The organism is Bacillus cereus group sp. BfR-BA-01430, assembly GCF_022663115.1.
Lineage (GTDB): Bacteria > Bacillota > Bacilli > Bacillales > Bacillaceae_G > Bacillus_A > Bacillus_A cereus_BD.
Genome location: NZ_JAKUEW010000006.1, coordinates 63,469 through 79,641, shown reverse-complemented (window position 1 = coordinate 79,641; position 16,173 = coordinate 63,469). Strand labels below are relative to the sequence as shown.

The following is a 16,173-nucleotide window of genomic DNA, read 5'->3' as shown; positions in this document are numbered from 1 at the left end:
ACCAAATTTTCTCACATGAATTTCATATAAGTGGGAAAAATGAATAGGAAAAATATCCTAAATTAGGAGGCTTGCATCATGATTAATCATTCTTTTCCTAAATTTCCTCATTCTTACTGGATTGACTCTACCTCACTCCCTACCTTTCCTGCTCTATCTGAAAATATAAAAACAGAAGTTGTCATTATTGGTGCTGGTATTACAGGAATTACGACTGCTTATTTACTCGCAAAAGAAGGTATGAAAGTTGTTTTACTGGATTCTGACCGTATCTTAAATGGGACAACTGGACATACAACAGCAAAAATTACCGCACAGCATGACCTCATTTATGATGAGTTCATCAATCACTTTGGTATAGATAAAGCCCGTCTCTACTATGAAGCGAATAATCAAGCTTTACAATTTATAAAAGAAATTGTAAAAACACATCATATCGAATGTGGACTTACAGAAGAAGATGCCTATTTATATACAACATGTAAAGATGAGCTAAGAAAGTTAACAAAAGAGTACGAGGCATACCAAAAACTAGACATTCCGTGTGAGTATGTAACGTCTATTCCCGTTCCTCTTTCCATTCAAGCTGCCCTTGTAATGAAAAAACAAGCACAATTCCATCCTCTTCACTACTTAAAAAAGCTTGTTGAGGAATTTATTAAAATGGGCGGTACCATTTATGAACATACAACGGCAATTGATATAGAAAAAGGATTTTATCCACAAGTCATTACAAAAAGTGGACAGCGTATCACTTCTGGATATGTCGCCCTATGCTCTCATTTTCCGTTCTATGATAAGAGTAGTTTTTTCTTTACAAGAATGTATGCAGAGCGCTCCTATGTACTTGCTATTCAATCTAAAACAGAATATCCAGGGGGCATGTATTTAAGTATTGATAACCCTACACGTTCTTTACGATCCACCACGATAGACGGAACAAAACTGATTCTTGTTGGGGGAGAAAGTCATAAAACAGGACAAGGAATCAATACGATGCTTCATTATGAGGCGCTGCACTCCTTTGCTGAGGAAATATTTGAAATAGAAAACATTCCTTATAGATGGTCAACACAAGATTTAATCACTTTAGATAAAGTTCCTTATATTGGACACATCAATGAAAATAATCCAAATATATTTGTTGCAACCGGATACCGCAAATGGGGAATGACGACCTCAACTGTCGCAGCACAACTATTAACGACATCTATCAAAAAAAGAAACAGTCCTTATAAAGAACTCTTTGCGCCATCGCGCTTTCATGCTGATCCAGACATAAAAACGTTTGCCTCTCAAAATCTAGATGTAGCTAAACATCTCATTGAAGGAAAACTAGAATTTGCTCTTCGTAAACCAGAAGATCTTGTAAATGGCGAAGGTGCTGTCGTAAGAGTGAATGGCAAACGTGCTGGTGCCTATAAAGATGATAATGGGAAATTACATATCGTCGATACAACTTGTACACATCTCGGATGTGAAGTGGAATGGAACAGCGGTGACTGTACATGGGATTGTCCTTGTCATGGCTCGCGCTTTTCCATTAATGGGGATGTAGTAGAAGGCCCTGCTAACCAACCTTTAAAACAAGTATATGAAGAATAACCTTATACTTTAAGAAAAAATGGACTTATTCAACAAGCTATTTGGATGAGTCCATTTTTCTGTATAATCACTTGCTGAATCTTGAAGCAAAAGGTGTATAAATAGCGAAAAAATTCGACAATTGAAGGGAATTGTTTATATATAACCAAATAATACAGTAAATCGAAAAAAAAGAGGTGTATATGATGCAAATCTCTTCTCCTCATCCAGAATCCACAAAAACAGTCCTTTCAAATTCTACTACAAGACTTGTTGTTCTGATCTGTTGGTTAGCTATTTTAGCTGATGGCTACGATTTAGGTATTTATGGGGCTATTTTGCCAACGCTTTTAGAAGATCAAAATTGGGCTTTATCGCCGACTCAAGCAGGTACAATTGCCAGTTATGCTCTTTTTGGTATGTTTATTGGTGCCATACTTGTCGGAACGATTACAGATTTTATCGGCAGAAAATGGACCTTAGTATTTTGTTTATCTCTTTTCTCTCTAACAATGGGCTTAGCTGCTATTGCTTCATCCCCTGAATTATTTGGTCTTTTTCGCTTTATTGGCGGCATTGGTCTAGGTGGTGTCATTCCGACTGCTTCTGCACTTACAATTGAATATTCACCCGAGAAACGGCAATCCTTTATTTATGCACTTATGTTTACTGGTTATCCATTAGGAATTGTGTTAGGAGCTATTTTATCCATCTTTATGTTACAAGATTTCGGTTGGCGAACAATGTTTGGTATTGGCATGATTCCTCTTCTTCTCGTTCCTATTATTATTCGTTACTTGCCTGAATCAATTCAATTCTTACTTTCACGCAATCGCCAAGAAGAGGCTATTCGAGTTAGCGAATGCTTTCAAATTCAGTTATCTCAAAATAAAACATATAAGCCATCCTCTAAGGAAAAGCAGCAAGGTGGATATTTCGTATTATTCTCAAAGCAATATATAATAGCAACCCTACTCCTTTGGCTCACTTATATAATGGGGATGTTTCTTATTTATGGATTAAATACGTGGTTGCCTCAAATGATGCGGAAAGCTGGCTATCCGTTAGGCTCTAGTTTATCCTTCTTGTTAATGCTTAATATCACCGCAGCAATTGGAGCTTTATTTGCAGGAGCCATCGCAGATAGAATTGGGGCAAAAATCGTCATTAGCTTCTCTTACCTTATGGCCGCTATCTGTATCGGATTATTAACCATACAGACTTCCACTACTATGATTTATATTTTAATTGGCATTGCTGGAATTGGTTCCGTTGGTATCACACAAATATTAAATGCATATGTCACTCAGTATTTCCCTTCTCGTATACGTGCTACTGCTTTAGGCTGGGGACTTGGTCTTGGGAGAATCGGTGCGATTGCTGCCCCCATTATTATCGGTATCTTCATGACATTGCAGTATAATCAAGTATGGAATTTTTATGTGTTTGCATTTGCAGGTCTGATTGCCGCTATTTCTGTTTTCTTTATTCCTAACCAGACTTCAAATCATGATAAGTAAAAGACTGTCCAAAAGTATCTCTTTTGGACAGTCTCTGTTTCTCTTTTTAATAGCGATGTGATAGCAAACTTTGCAAGTCAGTTCTGATAGATTATAATTTGTGCTTTTGTTGTACTGAAAAACATTTTCTATAAATTTTTCACACAAACGTTTCTGCTCTTTTCAAATACAATCTCTCGGAACAAGCGATTTAATTCCTCATTTTCTACTACAGTTCTTTTTTCAATACGTTTTGCATATTCTTGATAATATGCGATTTGTTCCTCCAAAAATTGATGTAATCTAGGCATTCTCGGTAAAGTATCTAACTTATCTCCTGTTTTTTTCATCCAACATAAATACTTTATTTCCTCTAAAACACTATGTTCGAAAGAGAGTTCATTTATGACACGTGCAAATTCCACAGGTGGCACGGTTCCTTTCTCCTCTAGCCACTTACATGCTAAAATCGGACGCAATACATAAAAATATTTTTTCACCTGCATGTCCTCTCCCTGTAAAAACTTACGATAATTTTTCGAAGCCATATGCAAATAGTGGTACATTGTTGACTTGAGATTAAAACGATGTTCGCTCATTTTTTGTAAACATATTGATAAGTCAGAGTTTTTCACATAACAGATCGGAGAATGAATCCATTCTAATAAAGATGGATTTGATTTTGCAAATAATCGCAATGCCTTTCGAATATCCCATCCACTTATATCTAAAGTGTTATGAATGGGACATTCGATGACTTCTCTCTTTTCATCTATAGATAAATACCACTCCAAACGGTGAACATAGACAAACCGAACATCATAATCACTAGCTTTAGAATGTAATCCCCATGCACGACTGCCCGCCTCTACTGCAAATAAAATTTCCACGTCATGTTCTTTCTCAATTTTTGCTAATTCGACTAGAATTCTTTCTTTCATATGTATCTCCCTATTTTTTGATCATTTCCCTGGAAATTCGACAATACATAACTAGCTGTCAGGAAGTCCCTGACAGCCTACCAAGCAATCGTTACTTCTGAACAACCAATTGTTCAATTTTTTCAAATTCCCTTTGTATTTCATCTTTATATGCATCAACTTTTGAAAAATCCATCGCCTTTATATAAATTCGCTCCAACTTATCTCGAACTGTTTTTGCTTTTGCTAAAAAGGATATTGCTTCATTCATTTTTGACTTATATCGTATCGATACTTCACGAATTTCCTTCGCATATTTTTCATCTGTACCCGGCGTGACGATGAGTTCATACATATCGATTACTTCATCCCCCTCTCGACTCGGAAAATATTCGTGAGGCGCTGTACTATCGAATATCGCAAACCCTAATTCTCTTACAATTATCATATCCAGACTATTTGGATCAAATCCACAATGATATACTTCAACTTCGAATCTTTTTTCTTCTGCTACAGCTGCTATTTTTTTTAACATTGTCGATTTTCCAGACCCTGGGCGTCCTTTTATAAAATAGCGATGCGGGATATCCTCTGTTAAATTTGGTACAAAATCCACTGCTCCTTTTGGAGTTGCTGCTCCTAAAAAACGATGTTTCACAACTGCTTTTTCTCCTGTATGATGAGCAAATAATTTTTGAATAAGCTGATTTGTTAATTCATTTGCTTTTTCGAAATCAATGTTATCAATATAAATTTTTTCCCACACATCATGTACCTCTAAAGCCTCTTGAAAGCAACTATACGCAGATTGAAACGCTCCGCTTGCTTCCGAAATATACCGCGCAATCTCTTTCTTATGTTTCTTTAACTCTTCCGCGTCCCATGCCGTTCCTAAATTCACATATTCCTCCACAACACCAGGCATCTTCGGCTCGATCACATGCGGCGCTGTTCCATCTACAATACCTACTTTTAATTTCGGAATAATAACACCATCAATTGATTTATTATCTGAAGAGCAATGTAACAGTTCAATATCATACCCTTTTTCATTCCATTCACGCCCTATACTTTTCATCAATGATGATTTCCCTGTACCTGGGCCCCCCTTTAATATAAATAATCGATCTAACCCCGTTAAACATTCATCAAATAAATTATGAAATCCTCGAGCAGTGTTTCCTCCAGCATAATAATTTAACACTTTCCCTGTCACTATACTCACTCCTTTGGAGCAATTTATTTACATAAGTTACAATATGCAATCCTTTTCTATTGGGTGAATACCTATTTTTATTCTCGTAACAAAAATAGGAAATTTCTTACAATTTAAATAACAAAAATCCCCAAGCTTTACAACTAAAAAAGCAAAGGTCATCTTTGACCTTTGCTTCGATATTTTCTATTTAAATTCATAACAAACTGTTCAATTCTCGGACGAATCCAAGCTAAATAATCTCGATCTTTCTTTTTTGTACAAGCAATTTCTTCTCCATCCACCATTTCGATTAGTTCTAATTCTAACAGTTGCCTCGTAAATGCAAGGATGTTTACTTCTTCATTTGGATATTCTTCCTTTAACTTCTCTTCAATTTCTCTTAATAAAAATCCGTCACGCATCATTGCAAGTGCATCGATACAAAGTGGCGGCATTTCATATTTTTCTCCTGTAATTGTATCCTTTACAATATAATTCTTTTGCTCTTTTCGAAATTGAATTGTGTGTAAGCATACAGTCGAATTTAATGTTAATTCCATCATACCACCTCTTTCATCTAATCTGCATAGAAAAAAGATGCGTGCGCATCCCTTAATAAACCAAGAAACCATTACAGAAATATAAAGCCCATGTCGATATTTTCCTTCATTATAAACGAAGTATTTTATAAAAAAAAGTACTCTAATACATTTTATAAAATGTTTATATTTACACAACAAGAGCACTTTTCAGAAAAGTGCTCTTGTCCTAAAGATATGTGGCTATGTCATCTTTAAAATTATTATACAATTTCTAGAAACAAATCATGAGGCACAATATAAAGGCATTTTATACTGTTGGTAACGTTAGTTCTACCTTTGTACCTGCACCAATGCTACTTTTTATATTCATACTTCCTTGATGCTCCTGAATAATCTTATGTGTAATGATTAATCCAAGACCCGTTCCATTTTCTTTTGTTGTATAAAATGCTTTACCGAGCTTTTTCATTTCTTCCTCATTTATCCCACATCCTTGATCCTCAATAAACAAGGATAACTTACCTTTCATGTTTGCCTGAGCAGAAATTTTAAGATTACCGCCCTCCTTCATGGACTCAATCCCATTTTTAACAATATTTAACAATACTTGTTTTAATTGCTTTTCATCTCCATTGACTTTTGGTAATTCCCTATTTAATTGCATATGAATCTTCACATGATATTGGTCTGCATAACTTTCCATTAATCGAACAACATATATTAAAATATCTTGTATATTACAACATGTATATTCTTTTGATTTTGGCTTTCCTAATATCATTAATTCATTCACAAATTCGTTAATTCGTTCAATTTCCTTTAACATAATCTCATAACTGATCGCTTCATCTGGATTCCGCTCTTTTTGAATTTGAGTAAAACCTTTTAAAGCTGTTAAAGGATTGCGAATTTCATGTGCAATTGTTGTAGACATCGTTCCGATTAAAGCTAAATTTTCTGTCTGCTTCACACGACTCAAGATTTCTAGTACAGTTCTAACATACGATTGAAATCTTTTTAGTAAAGAATGTGAAATCAAACAGAAAAAGATACATAAAACGAGCGGAATAATAACTTTCCCATCTTGTAAAAACAAACAAAAAAATGTATATTTTCCAATTACGAGTGCAGAAACTAAATAAAAATATCTTTTATTCACAAACACTGGCGCGAATAAAACGAAAAATATTTCAACCATATTTCCGTTATCAAATCCCCGATCTGTTTTCAAATAAATCATTAAGTTATTAATAAAGTCTACAGCCATATACCCCATTAGAAATAAATACTTTATAAAATATGTATATCCCCGTCTTTGTAAATATATAGAAATAGGAAATAATAAAATAACAAAAATATGCACGCCAATTCCTAGCCCACCTTCGGGCCATCCTACCTTCGCTTCATTTATATTCATTGTAGGATATACAAAAAAGTATATAATGTCATATAAAAAGAATATAATATAGAATAATAATAAAAATACTTTTAAAGCTTCTCTTTCCTCTTGCATCAAGCTTTTCAATTTGTTCATAGTAAATACTCCTCTTAATTTGTCCCCAAACCTCATTATATTTACTAACTCTTTATATTATAATGATGAAGTTACTTTCAGAACAATCGCTGCCCTTTAAATAACCTCTTTATTATTACACTACATCCACTTTACTTGATTATACAACAGACCGTCTGTATATAAAATGGTTCCATTCTCACTGAATAGGGCAAAATACTATGCACTATGCCCTTTTGGGATGCTAGACTACCTCGGTTTTCGTTAACGAATCCAGACAGTAAATCAACATGAATCATACTCATCATTTCAAAAAAAAATTCTGTTTCAAATACCTTCAAACAGAATTTTAAATAGCATTTACTATTCATTTTAATCTTCGTCTTTAACATCCATATCTTCAGGAATTGGTTCATTTAATATTTCTTCGATTAATTGTTTATATTTTTCCATCTGCTCTAAATGTGTATTAAACTGCTCTTTATTTAACAAGTACTGTTCCCCATCATATACAGCACGGATCCGCTTTTGCCGAACTAATTCTTCAATATATGACTTCGGGAGGTTTAAATACTCAGCAGCCTCTTCTATCGTTATATACATTTTTTTCATTCCTTTATTTATTTTTCATATCTATCATTTATCTTACTTTATTATAGGATACTTTTGTAAATAATTTAAAAAGATTTAGTAAATACGTAGCAAAAAGCAGGTAGATGCATTCCATATACTGTATAATAATATAAGTAAGATTTTTTACAAATATAGATGGTATTACCCATTGACACAAAGGAGAGTTAACATATGGCTACTCGTCACATCATTACTATGTTAGAGCAATCATTACGCGCCGAAACAGAACAGACAGGTTCTTATCTATCTAAAGCTTTACCAAAAAGAATTATGGAACGAGCAAAAATGACCGATAAAAATAAGACATATCAAACCATTGGAGATTGGTATAAAAACCATTTCTTATACCAGCAAGATGATTTTCTTTGGGCTAAATATGCCTTCTATGATGCATATTGCGAAGCATTACAAAAACAAGGCCACTTAACAAAACGTGTTCGTCACATATTAGAATCTGTAGCTAGAAAACATGGAAAACAATACATTTCATCTGTACAAAATTGGAATTTCCCTGATCAAAAAGCACAAGGGACTGCCTGATTTCGTGTTTTCAAGCACATATAATATAAGCTCATACTATATATGCACTAGAAGGATTCATAAGTTGCACGTCTTCTTGTCTATTTCAAATATCGTTATACGACGTGAATTTATGAAACCGGTGTCATAGTTATGATAGCAAATAGGAAAACACCCAAATTACTTCCCCTTTCTATATATAAGTGGGTTTGTAACTGGGTGTTTCATACTTTCCTAGACTAATATTATTGCTCATACTTTCCATAATATACTAAAAAATCTTCCCTTTACTTTTCCTTCAAAAACAGAAATGATGAGGAATTTCCTATTCCCTATCTTTCCTTACTTCCAAGGCCATTTATTCTATCATTTGCTTCATTAATTCTCGATTGCGTTTTTTAAACACATCATTATGTGAAGAGACCATTCCATATTCGCTTGCATCTGGCTGGATAAACTGTTTTGCTTTATTAACAGCATTACCGGCATCGTGAAATGCCCCTGCGATTAAATGCAACTTCCCATCATGTTTTAAAATATCTCCAGCAGCATATAGACCTGGTATAGAAGATTCACTGTTTGCATTTCCCGCAATGAAATAATTATCAATCATTTCAATGTTCAATTCGCTATTCTCTAATAATGTCATATCACGTTCGTAACCATGATTGATAATAACTTCATCAATCGATAAATAGGAAATTTCTCCTGTTGCATGATTCGTCAATTCCACGCGTTCAATTGCTTCATGATTTTCTCCTGCAATTAGTTTTGTAATAGATGTATTGAACAAGCAAGAAACCGAGCTGTTCATCAATTGTGTAATCTGTGCTTCATGGCCAGATAACGCATCTTTTCTATATGTTACATATACCTTTTTCGCAAGCGGTTCCAGTTCATTTGCCCAATCAATCGCTGAGTTCCCTCCACCTGAAACAATAACTGTTTTATCCTTAAAATGTTTCAAAGATTTTACTGTATAATTTAAATTCGTTACTTCAAATCTTTCAGCACCTTCAATCGTTAATTTTTGTGGTTTCAGTATTCCGCTTCCTGTCGCTACAATAACAGTCTTCGAAACATGTTGTTGCCCAGAAGAAGTTGTTAATAAAAACATTCCATATTCGTCGCGGGTAATCGATTCTACTTTTTCATTTAAGACTACTTCTGGATGGAATGTTAATCCTTGTTCTACAAGTTGCTCAATTAATTTTGCCCCTGTAACTGGTGGCAATCCTCCAATATCCCAAATCATTTTTTCAGGGTAAACATGTATTTTCCCACCTAAATGTGGTTGAAATTCAATTATTTTTGTTTTCATTTCTCGTAATCCACTATAAAACGCTGAATAAAGCCCTGCAGGTCCTCCACCAATTACAGTTACATCAAATAATTCTTCTTTATTCATTCATGTTCACTCCTCAGTTATAATCAAATGATTATCATTCTCAATAAAATATAACTTGTTTCCATTAGATTTACAATCAAAATTACTATTGACAAGGTAAAGAGATAACATTATATTATTTACAGAATCGACATTGATAATCATTATCAATACGTAAAGAATTGCTAATTTTAAAACTATTTTAGTCATTCTTTCTTTCGTACTAATATATATCACTAAAATTTTCATAAGGAGAATATAACATGAAGAAATTATTTATTTCATTAACACTTTTATTCGTTCTAGTTATGAGTGCTTGTAGCAACAGCTCATCAAACAAGAAGAATGAGACAAAAGAAAACAAGTCTGAAACAATTACATACCAATCTGAAAATGGTAAGGTTGAAGTCCCTGCAAATCCGAAGCGTGTCGTTGTTTTATCATCATTTACAGGTAACGTCATGTCGTTAGGCGTAAACCTTGTTGGAGTTGATTCATGGTCTAAGCAAAACCCACGTTTTCAAAAAAAGTTAGCAGATGTTGCGGAAGTATCTGATGAAAACATCGAGAAAATTATCGAATTGAATCCTGATTTAATCATTGGTTTATCAAATATTAAAAACGTTGATAAATTAAAGAAAATCGCTCCAACTGTAACATTCACGTATGGAAAAGTAGATTACTTAACTCAGCATATAGAAATCGGTAAATTACTAAATAAAGAAAAAGAAGCAAAAGCTTGGGTTGATGATTTCAAAAAACGTGCACAAACAGTAGGGAAAGATATTAAAGCGAAAATCGGAGAAGACGCAACTGTTTCTGTTATTGAAAACTTCAATAAACAAATTTATGTGTACGGCGAGAACTGGGGCCGTGGAACAGAAATTCTATATCAAGAAATGAAACTAAAAATGCCTGAAAAAGTAAAAGAAAAAGCATTAAAACCAGGCTATTACGCCTTATCTACTGAGGTTCTTCCTGAGTATGCTGGAGATTACTTAATCGTAAGTAAAAATAAAGATGCTGATAATTCATTCCAAGAAACAGAATCATATAAAAACATTCCAGCTGTGAAAAATAATAGAGCATATGAAGTCAATATGATGGAATTCTACTTTAATGATCCACTTACACTAGATTTCCAATTAGATTTCTTCAAAAAAAGTTTTCTTGGTCAATAATACAACAATGAGGAATTCTTACAATAAGAATTCCTCTTCCTTTATTCTATGAAAAGAAAAGATGTGAAACTGATGACAAAAAATAATCTACGTTCCACTTCCTTTATATACAAATTTATATTAGGAATCATTGTATTTCTTCTTATTTTTATGGTTTCGATGGTATTCGGTGCTGCAGATACAACGATAAAAGATGTCTGGCTAGCACTTACTTCTTCAGCTCAAGGTGAAAAGCTCTCCCTTATTCGGGAACTTCGCCTACCACGTGAAATTGCAGCCATTTTTGTCGGGGCTGGACTCGCGGTTTCAGGTGCCATTATGCAAGGGTTAACTCGAAATCCTCTTGCTGATCCAGGTATCCTTGGACTAACAGGTGGTGCTAATGCAGCTCTTGCCATTACGATTGCATTTATTCCTTCTGCAAACTACTTTTATATCATGATTGCTTGTTTTATCGGAGCAGCAATCGGTGCCATTATGGTTTTTGGAATCGGAATGATGAAACAGGGCGGACTTTCTCCGCTTCGAATCGTACTTGCTGGTGCAGCAGTGTCCGCATTTTTAATTGCAGTTTCAGAAGGGATTGGAATTTATTTTAAGATTTCTCAAGACGTATCAATGTGGACGGCTGGAGGCGTAATTGGAACAACGTGGAGCCAATTGCAGCTCATTATTCCTGTCATTTCAATCAACATATTTATTGCTATCTTACTTTCAAAGAAGTTAACAGTCCTCAGTCTAAGTGAGGAAGTTGCGATTGGACTCGGTCAAAAAATCATTGTAATTAAAATAATCCTTTTTATTACCATCATTTTACTTGCCGGAGCTTCCGTTGCACTCGTCGGCAATATGGCATTCATCGGCCTTATGGTACCTCATATGGTACGCCCAATCGTTGGACCGGACTATCGATTTGTCATTCCGATGTCTGCGCTTGCCGGGGCTTCTTTTATGCTACTTGCAGATACAATCGGTCGTACAATGAATGCTCCATATGAAACGCCACTTGTTGCCATTGTCGCTATTGTTGGGCTGCCATTCTTCTTATTCATTGTACGTAAAGGAGGCCGAGCGTTCTCATGATTCAAACTATGATAAGAAAACAACGCCTTATTATACTTGCCTTACTCATTCTTATTATCACGACGATTACAATTAATATGGGACTCGGAGCAGCTTCTCTTTCCTATGATAGACTATTTCCAACATTGTTTGGACAAGGAACCTTTAAAGAGGAATTTGTTCTATTCTCCCTTCGGTTACCTAGAATTACGATTACACTATTAGCAGGAATGGCACTTTCGCTATCTGGAGCTATACTGCAAGGAATTACCCGAAATGATTTAGCGGAACCAGGGATTATTGGGATTAACTCAGGTGCCGGCGTTACAATTGCGATTTTCTTTTTATATTTTCCAATCGATGCAAGTTCCTTTGTCTACTTACTTCCTGTTGTCGGATTTATCGGAGCTTTTTTGACCGCTTGCCTCATCTATAGTTTTTCTTATCGAAAAACGACTGGGCTTCAGCCGATTCACTTAACATTAACAGGGATTGGATTTTCATTCGCGCTCTCAGGAACAATGATCGTCATTATTTCATCTGCCGAGCGTGTGAAAGTGGACTTTATTGCAAAGTGGATTGCTGGAAACATATGGGGAGACGATTGGGTCTTCGTATTAGCAATTCTTCCATGGTTAGCTATACTCATCCCATTCATCTTATATAAAGCAAATCGGCTTAATATCCTAGCCTTAAATGAACCAGTCGCAATCGGCGTTGGAATCGAACTCGAAAAAGAACGCCGCTCTCTTCTCCTAGCAGCTGTGGCATTGGCTGCCGCTGCCGTTTCAGTTACAGGAGGCATTGCTTTTATCGGTCTTATGGCCCCGCATATCGCAAAATCATTAGTAGGACCTAGACATCAAATGTTTGTCCCCGTAGCCATTTTAATTGGAGGCTGGCTCCTGTTATTAGCTGATACAATCGGTCGTCATATCGTCGAGCCTAGCGGAATTCCTGCAGGTATCGTTGTTGCTTTAATTGGTGCTCCTTATTTTATGTATTTACTATTAAAAAGTCCAAAGTAAATTATATAAAAATCCCCTAAGAATAAAGTGTTCTTAGGGGATTTCTTCTCTATTCATGCTTATAAACATCAATGCGTTCAACAAGATTATTAGAAAAGCTACAAGAAATCGAATAACCTTCACGATTATAAATGTGTGCCTCTTTATTCATATCCATGCCGATATCAGTATCATCTAGTTCACCAAACCATTCTTTTAACTCTCTTACAGAAATATACAGCGCGATCCAAACGGTTCTAACTTTTGATGGAAACATATTAAGATTATAATCTCCATACACGGCTGTATTAGGCGCATCACATTCTGTACATCCTGCATCTTGCCAAACATCAGGTTCTCTAAATTCTTTTTTTACTTCAGATATATCTTTTCCTATTACGTTTCATTCAAATTGTCCCAACTTACCTTCACGAAAAGCAATTTCTAACACGTTTTTCAATTCTTGTTTTGTATTTATTTGGAATTGAGAAGCTGACTTACTTACTCTTTTTATTTCGTAATGAATCTAACAAATTTGAATTTGTTATGAATGTAGTTTCCTTATTTATATACTCTATCTTCCATTAATGTTTCGTCAAAAGCTCATTCATTGCTAACCTTCCATTTTCTAATACTTTAATTTTATACGTATTGTTAAAGCTTTTAATTTTTGTTGTCCCATCACCATATGTAATTCCATATTCTTCATAAGCAGTTACTACATATTCTGCTTTGTTAATTGATTTAATACTGTTCACTTGATAGGTTAGCAACGTCTCTGAGATATTTTTATCATTTATATATTTAATATATTTTTGACTTTCTCGGTATGCTTTTCCTTGCGGATCTAAAAAACTCTTTATGTACGAGAAGTCGTTTTCCTTAATTGCTTTCATACCAGCATCTGCATATTTCTCCATAAAAGCTCGAATTTCATCTTCTGATACTTGTTCCTTAGTAGACTCCTCTATTTTATATTTATTTTCTGAGAAGTTTTCTTTCTCCTGCCCCTTTTCAACTGATGTGATCTGCTCCTCTTGTTTCTTTTGTTCCTTTTTCAGCTCACCTTGAGATTCAAGATATAAATACATAGGAGCCTTATCTAAGTCCTCATAGAGGCTTTTCATAATTGTAGAAGCAAACGACATATCCCCATGAATAAACTGCTGGTTCATTATATTATATGTTGTAAAGAGTTTTATTGTATACTTGACCAACTGTTGCTCAGACTCTGTATATCCATGTTTCTTAGGATCAATCTCATCCGATAACAATTTCTCATAATTTCGAAAAAAACTTAAAATGAATTCATGATCTTCTCTAGAAATTGGTCCTCGTTCACTCCGAACAGGAACACCTTTTGCAATTTCATCTGTAGCGTTAGAAATAATACTTATAATCTTTTGACTCTCTCTACTAACTTTCGAACTCGTATCATGATAAAAATAATGATTATACGCTATATAGCCTCCTATCGAAATTATTATAAACAAAAATATAAATAAGCACTTTTTAAACAAAACTTCCTCCTTATCATCTACAGACTTTATTTCGTTGGTAATTACTAAAATACTCTATAATCCATTATAAAATCTATATATATTTATAAATAATTTATTTTTTTGTAAAAAAGAAACAAATTAACAACTTCAGTTGATTTCTTCTTTTTTATATTGCCTTCTTAATTATTTCTTACATAAAAATATCCATCCCCCTAAAACTATTTCTCTATAATCGCTGGTATTCCATATTCTTGATCACTTGTCATACACACTTTCTGTAACAGCGTGAGCATCCCTACTTCATCTGTAATACCTTTTGTTATGCATTCACTTCATAGCAAGCAACCTCTCCAAGTTTTGGATGATCTACTAAAACAATAATCTTGCTAGATTTATGAAGCATCGCTTAGTACCCTTCATTGATTGCTTTATCTGTCAATCCTTCATGAAAACTTAATGCTTTACTTGAAATAAACACTTTATTAATTGCATATAAAATGTTTATGATGATCTGTAAATGGCTCAGAATGCACAGGATCCTCTATTATCTCACACAACTCAGGATTCATATAACGTTTGACAAGTTCCTTCTTATTTTTATGATTCATAACCACATCAGATGTTAACAATAGCGTATTTACTATAAAAGTCGTTATATCTTCTGTAAGGTTAGGAAACATTTGATGTTGAATCAAAGCTGTTCGCAAAATAGTATGATTAGATAAATCTTCCTCCACACAAAAATGGCGTGAAATTTCAAACAATATTCAAATTCTAATTAAGGTTATTTTTCATTCTTTTTACTATAATAGAGTTAAAGGAAGAATTCGATTTTACTACTATCATAGTTACGTTAAGAGAAAGAACTTTATATTCCAAAAGTAATTGATAATTAATTTCAATAAAGTTGTACATTTCTCTTGACAAAATAACAGCTTTTATATGATAATTAATATCGAATTAGAATTATTATTGTTAATTAAAAACTTTATTTTCTGAGCACACTAGTTTATGTTGCTCAAAACTTATAATTAGGAGGAAATGTTATATGTTATTAATCGGCACAGAAGTAAAACCGTTTAAAGCAAATGCTTATCATAATGGAGAATTCATCCAAGTTACTGACGAAAGTTTAAAAGGAAAATGGAGCGTAGTTTGCTTCTACCCAGCAGACTTCACATTCGTTTGCCCAACTGAACTTGAAGACTTACAAGACCAATATGCAGCTCTTAAAGAACTAGGTGTTGAAGTATACTCTGTATCTACAGATACTCACTTCACACATAAAGCATGGCATGATAGCTCAGAAGCTATTGGTAAAATCGAATACATTATGATTGGTGACCCAACTCGCACAATCACTAGCAACTTCGACGTATTAGTTGAAGAAGAAGGACACGCAGCTCGCGCTACATTCATCATCGATCCAGATGGCATTATCCAATCTGTAGAAATCAATGCTGACGGTATTGGTCGCGATGCAAGCATCCTTATTAACAAAATTAAAGCAGCACAATACGTTCGTAACAACCCAGGCGAAGTTTGCCCAGCAAAATGGAAAGAAGGCTCTGAAACACTTAAACCAAGCCTTGACCTTGTAGGTAAAATCTAAGGAGAGCGATCAAA

General features: G+C 34.4%; 15 protein-coding genes and 1 pseudogene. 7 read left to right on the top strand and 9 right to left on the bottom strand.

Features of this window, described 5'->3' with window-relative positions; translation table 11 throughout:
• Positions 1-78: 78 nt before the first annotated feature.
• On the top strand, positions 79-1,605 hold the full coding sequence (locus MR058_RS12750; RefSeq protein ID WP_242144357.1) for an FAD-dependent oxidoreductase: 1,527 nt from the start codon (positions 79-81) through the stop codon (positions 1,603-1,605).
• A 185-nt stretch (positions 1,606-1,790) separates the two neighbouring features.
• Entirely contained in the window at positions 1,791-3,104 is a 1,314-nt protein-coding gene (locus MR058_RS12745; RefSeq protein WP_396021444.1) for an MFS transporter, read from the top strand.
• Between the two features lie 128 nt (positions 3,105-3,232).
• Here MR058_RS12745 and MR058_RS12740 read toward each other — a convergent pair whose 3' ends face one another.
• The 5 genes from MR058_RS12740 to MR058_RS12720 form a co-directional block, all read right to left on the bottom strand.
• On the bottom strand, positions 3,233-4,024 hold the full coding sequence (locus tag MR058_RS12740) for a nucleotidyltransferase domain-containing protein (protein WP_242144355.1): 792 nt from the start codon (positions 4,022-4,024) through the stop codon (positions 3,233-3,235).
• A 91-nt stretch (positions 4,025-4,115) separates the two neighbouring features.
• Positions 4,116-5,219, bottom strand: coding sequence for a PRK06851 family protein (locus MR058_RS12735; protein ID WP_242144354.1), 1,104 nt, complete (start codon positions 5,217-5,219; stop codon positions 4,116-4,118).
• 158 nt (positions 5,220-5,377) lie between these two features.
• A complete protein-coding gene (locus MR058_RS12730) occupies positions 5,378-5,761 on the bottom strand; it encodes a hypothetical protein (RefSeq protein WP_242144353.1) in 384 nt (127 codons plus the stop codon).
• Between the two features lie 289 nt (positions 5,762-6,050).
• On the bottom strand, positions 6,051-7,277 hold the full coding sequence (locus MR058_RS12725; RefSeq protein ID WP_242144352.1) for an ATP-binding protein: 1,227 nt from the start codon (positions 7,275-7,277) through the stop codon (positions 6,051-6,053).
• 351 nt (positions 7,278-7,628) lie between these two features.
• Positions 7,629-7,859 carry a helix-turn-helix domain-containing protein gene (locus MR058_RS12720; protein ID WP_242144459.1) on the bottom strand — a complete coding sequence of 77 codons (231 nt, stop codon included), beginning with the start codon at positions 7,857-7,859 and terminating at the stop codon, positions 7,629-7,631.
• Positions 7,860-8,060: 201 nt separating this feature from the next.
• Between MR058_RS12720 and MR058_RS12715 the strand changes: the two genes are divergently transcribed.
• Positions 8,061-8,429, top strand: coding sequence for a hypothetical protein (locus MR058_RS12715; RefSeq protein ID WP_242144351.1), 369 nt, complete (start codon positions 8,061-8,063; stop codon positions 8,427-8,429).
• Between the two features lie 337 nt (positions 8,430-8,766).
• Here MR058_RS12715 and MR058_RS12710 read toward each other — a convergent pair whose 3' ends face one another.
• A complete protein-coding gene (locus tag MR058_RS12710) occupies positions 8,767-9,816 on the bottom strand; it encodes an NAD(P)/FAD-dependent oxidoreductase (RefSeq protein WP_242144350.1) in 1,050 nt (349 codons plus the stop codon).
• A gap of 242 nt (positions 9,817-10,058) precedes the next feature.
• Here MR058_RS12710 and MR058_RS12705 point away from each other — a divergent pair, with 242 nt between their 5' ends.
• Genes MR058_RS12705 through MR058_RS12695 form a run of 3 tightly spaced genes read left to right on the top strand, consistent with a single transcriptional unit; the run spans position 10,059 to position 13,066 of the window.
• Positions 10,059-10,976 carry an iron-hydroxamate ABC transporter substrate-binding protein gene (locus MR058_RS12705; RefSeq protein WP_242144349.1) on the top strand — a complete coding sequence of 306 codons (918 nt, stop codon included), beginning with the start codon at positions 10,059-10,061 and terminating at the stop codon, positions 10,974-10,976.
• A gap of 48 nt (positions 10,977-11,024) precedes the next feature.
• A complete protein-coding gene (locus MR058_RS12700) occupies positions 11,025-12,059 on the top strand; it encodes a FecCD family ABC transporter permease (RefSeq protein WP_242144348.1) in 1,035 nt (344 codons plus the stop codon).
• The gene (locus MR058_RS12695; protein ID WP_242144347.1) at positions 12,056-13,066 is read left to right on the top strand and encodes a FecCD family ABC transporter permease; all 1,011 of its coding nucleotides are present in this window, start codon (positions 12,056-12,058) and stop codon (positions 13,064-13,066) included. The genes MR058_RS12700 and MR058_RS12695 overlap by 4 nt, the downstream gene beginning before the upstream one ends.
• 49 nt (positions 13,067-13,115) lie before the next feature.
• Here MR058_RS12695 and MR058_RS12690 read toward each other — a convergent pair whose 3' ends face one another.
• From MR058_RS12690 to MR058_RS12680, 3 genes and pseudogenes are all read right to left on the bottom strand, one after another.
• The gene (locus tag MR058_RS12690) at positions 13,116-13,322 is read right to left on the bottom strand and encodes a hypothetical protein (RefSeq protein ID WP_242144346.1); all 207 of its coding nucleotides are present in this window, start codon (positions 13,320-13,322) and stop codon (positions 13,116-13,118) included.
• 307 nt (positions 13,323-13,629) lie between these two features.
• On the bottom strand, positions 13,630-14,565 hold the full coding sequence (locus MR058_RS12685) for a TcaA NTF2-like domain-containing protein (RefSeq protein WP_242144345.1): 936 nt from the start codon (positions 14,563-14,565) through the stop codon (positions 13,630-13,632).
• 482 nt (positions 14,566-15,047) lie between these two features.
• Positions 15,048-15,287 (bottom strand): annotated as a pseudogene (locus MR058_RS12680) (S-methyl-5-thioribose kinase); the annotation flags it as partial.
• A 308-nt stretch (positions 15,288-15,595) separates the two neighbouring features.
• Between MR058_RS12680 and ahpC the strand changes: the two are divergent.
• The gene (ahpC, locus tag MR058_RS12675; protein WP_242144344.1) at positions 15,596-16,159 is read left to right on the top strand and encodes an alkyl hydroperoxide reductase subunit C; all 564 of its coding nucleotides are present in this window, start codon (positions 15,596-15,598) and stop codon (positions 16,157-16,159) included.
• Positions 16,160-16,173: the final 14 nt, after the last annotated feature.

What these genes read in the sequence shown, in the direction of transcription:
- MR058_RS12750 (WP_242144357.1), top strand. Translation starts at nt 79, where the DNA reads ATGATTAATCATTCTTTTCCTAAATTTCCTCATTCTTACTGGATTGAC.
- MR058_RS12745 (WP_396021444.1), top strand. Translation starts at nt 1,791, where the DNA reads ATGCAAATCTCTTCTCCTCATCCAGAATCCACAAAAACAGTCCTTTCA.
- MR058_RS12740 (WP_242144355.1), bottom strand. Translation starts at nt 4,024, where the DNA reads ATGAAAGAAAGAATTCTAGTCGAATTAGCAAAAATTGAGAAAGAACAT.
- MR058_RS12730 (WP_242144353.1), bottom strand. Translation starts at nt 5,761, where the DNA reads ATGGAATTAACATTAAATTCGACTGTATGCTTACACACAATTCAATTT.
- MR058_RS12725 (WP_242144352.1), bottom strand. Translation starts at nt 7,277, where the DNA reads ATGAACAAATTGAAAAGCTTGATGCAAGAGGAAAGAGAAGCTTTAAAA.
- MR058_RS12720 (WP_242144459.1), bottom strand. Translation starts at nt 7,859, where the DNA reads ATGTATATAACGATAGAAGAGGCTGCTGAGTATTTAAACCTCCCGAAG.
- MR058_RS12715 (WP_242144351.1), top strand. Translation starts at nt 8,061, where the DNA reads ATGGCTACTCGTCACATCATTACTATGTTAGAGCAATCATTACGCGCC.
- MR058_RS12710 (WP_242144350.1), bottom strand. Translation starts at nt 9,816, where the DNA reads ATGAATAAAGAAGAATTATTTGATGTAACTGTAATTGGTGGAGGACCT.
- MR058_RS12705 (WP_242144349.1), top strand. Translation starts at nt 10,059, where the DNA reads ATGAAGAAATTATTTATTTCATTAACACTTTTATTCGTTCTAGTTATG.
- MR058_RS12700 (WP_242144348.1), top strand. Translation starts at nt 11,025, where the DNA reads ATGAAAAGAAAAGATGTGAAACTGATGACAAAAAATAATCTACGTTCC.
- MR058_RS12695 (WP_242144347.1), top strand. Translation starts at nt 12,056, where the DNA reads ATGATTCAAACTATGATAAGAAAACAACGCCTTATTATACTTGCCTTA.
- MR058_RS12690 (WP_242144346.1), bottom strand. Translation starts at nt 13,322, where the DNA reads ATGTTTCCATCAAAAGTTAGAACCGTTTGGATCGCGCTGTATATTTCT.
- ahpC (WP_242144344.1), top strand. Translation starts at nt 15,596, where the DNA reads ATGTTATTAATCGGCACAGAAGTAAAACCGTTTAAAGCAAATGCTTAT.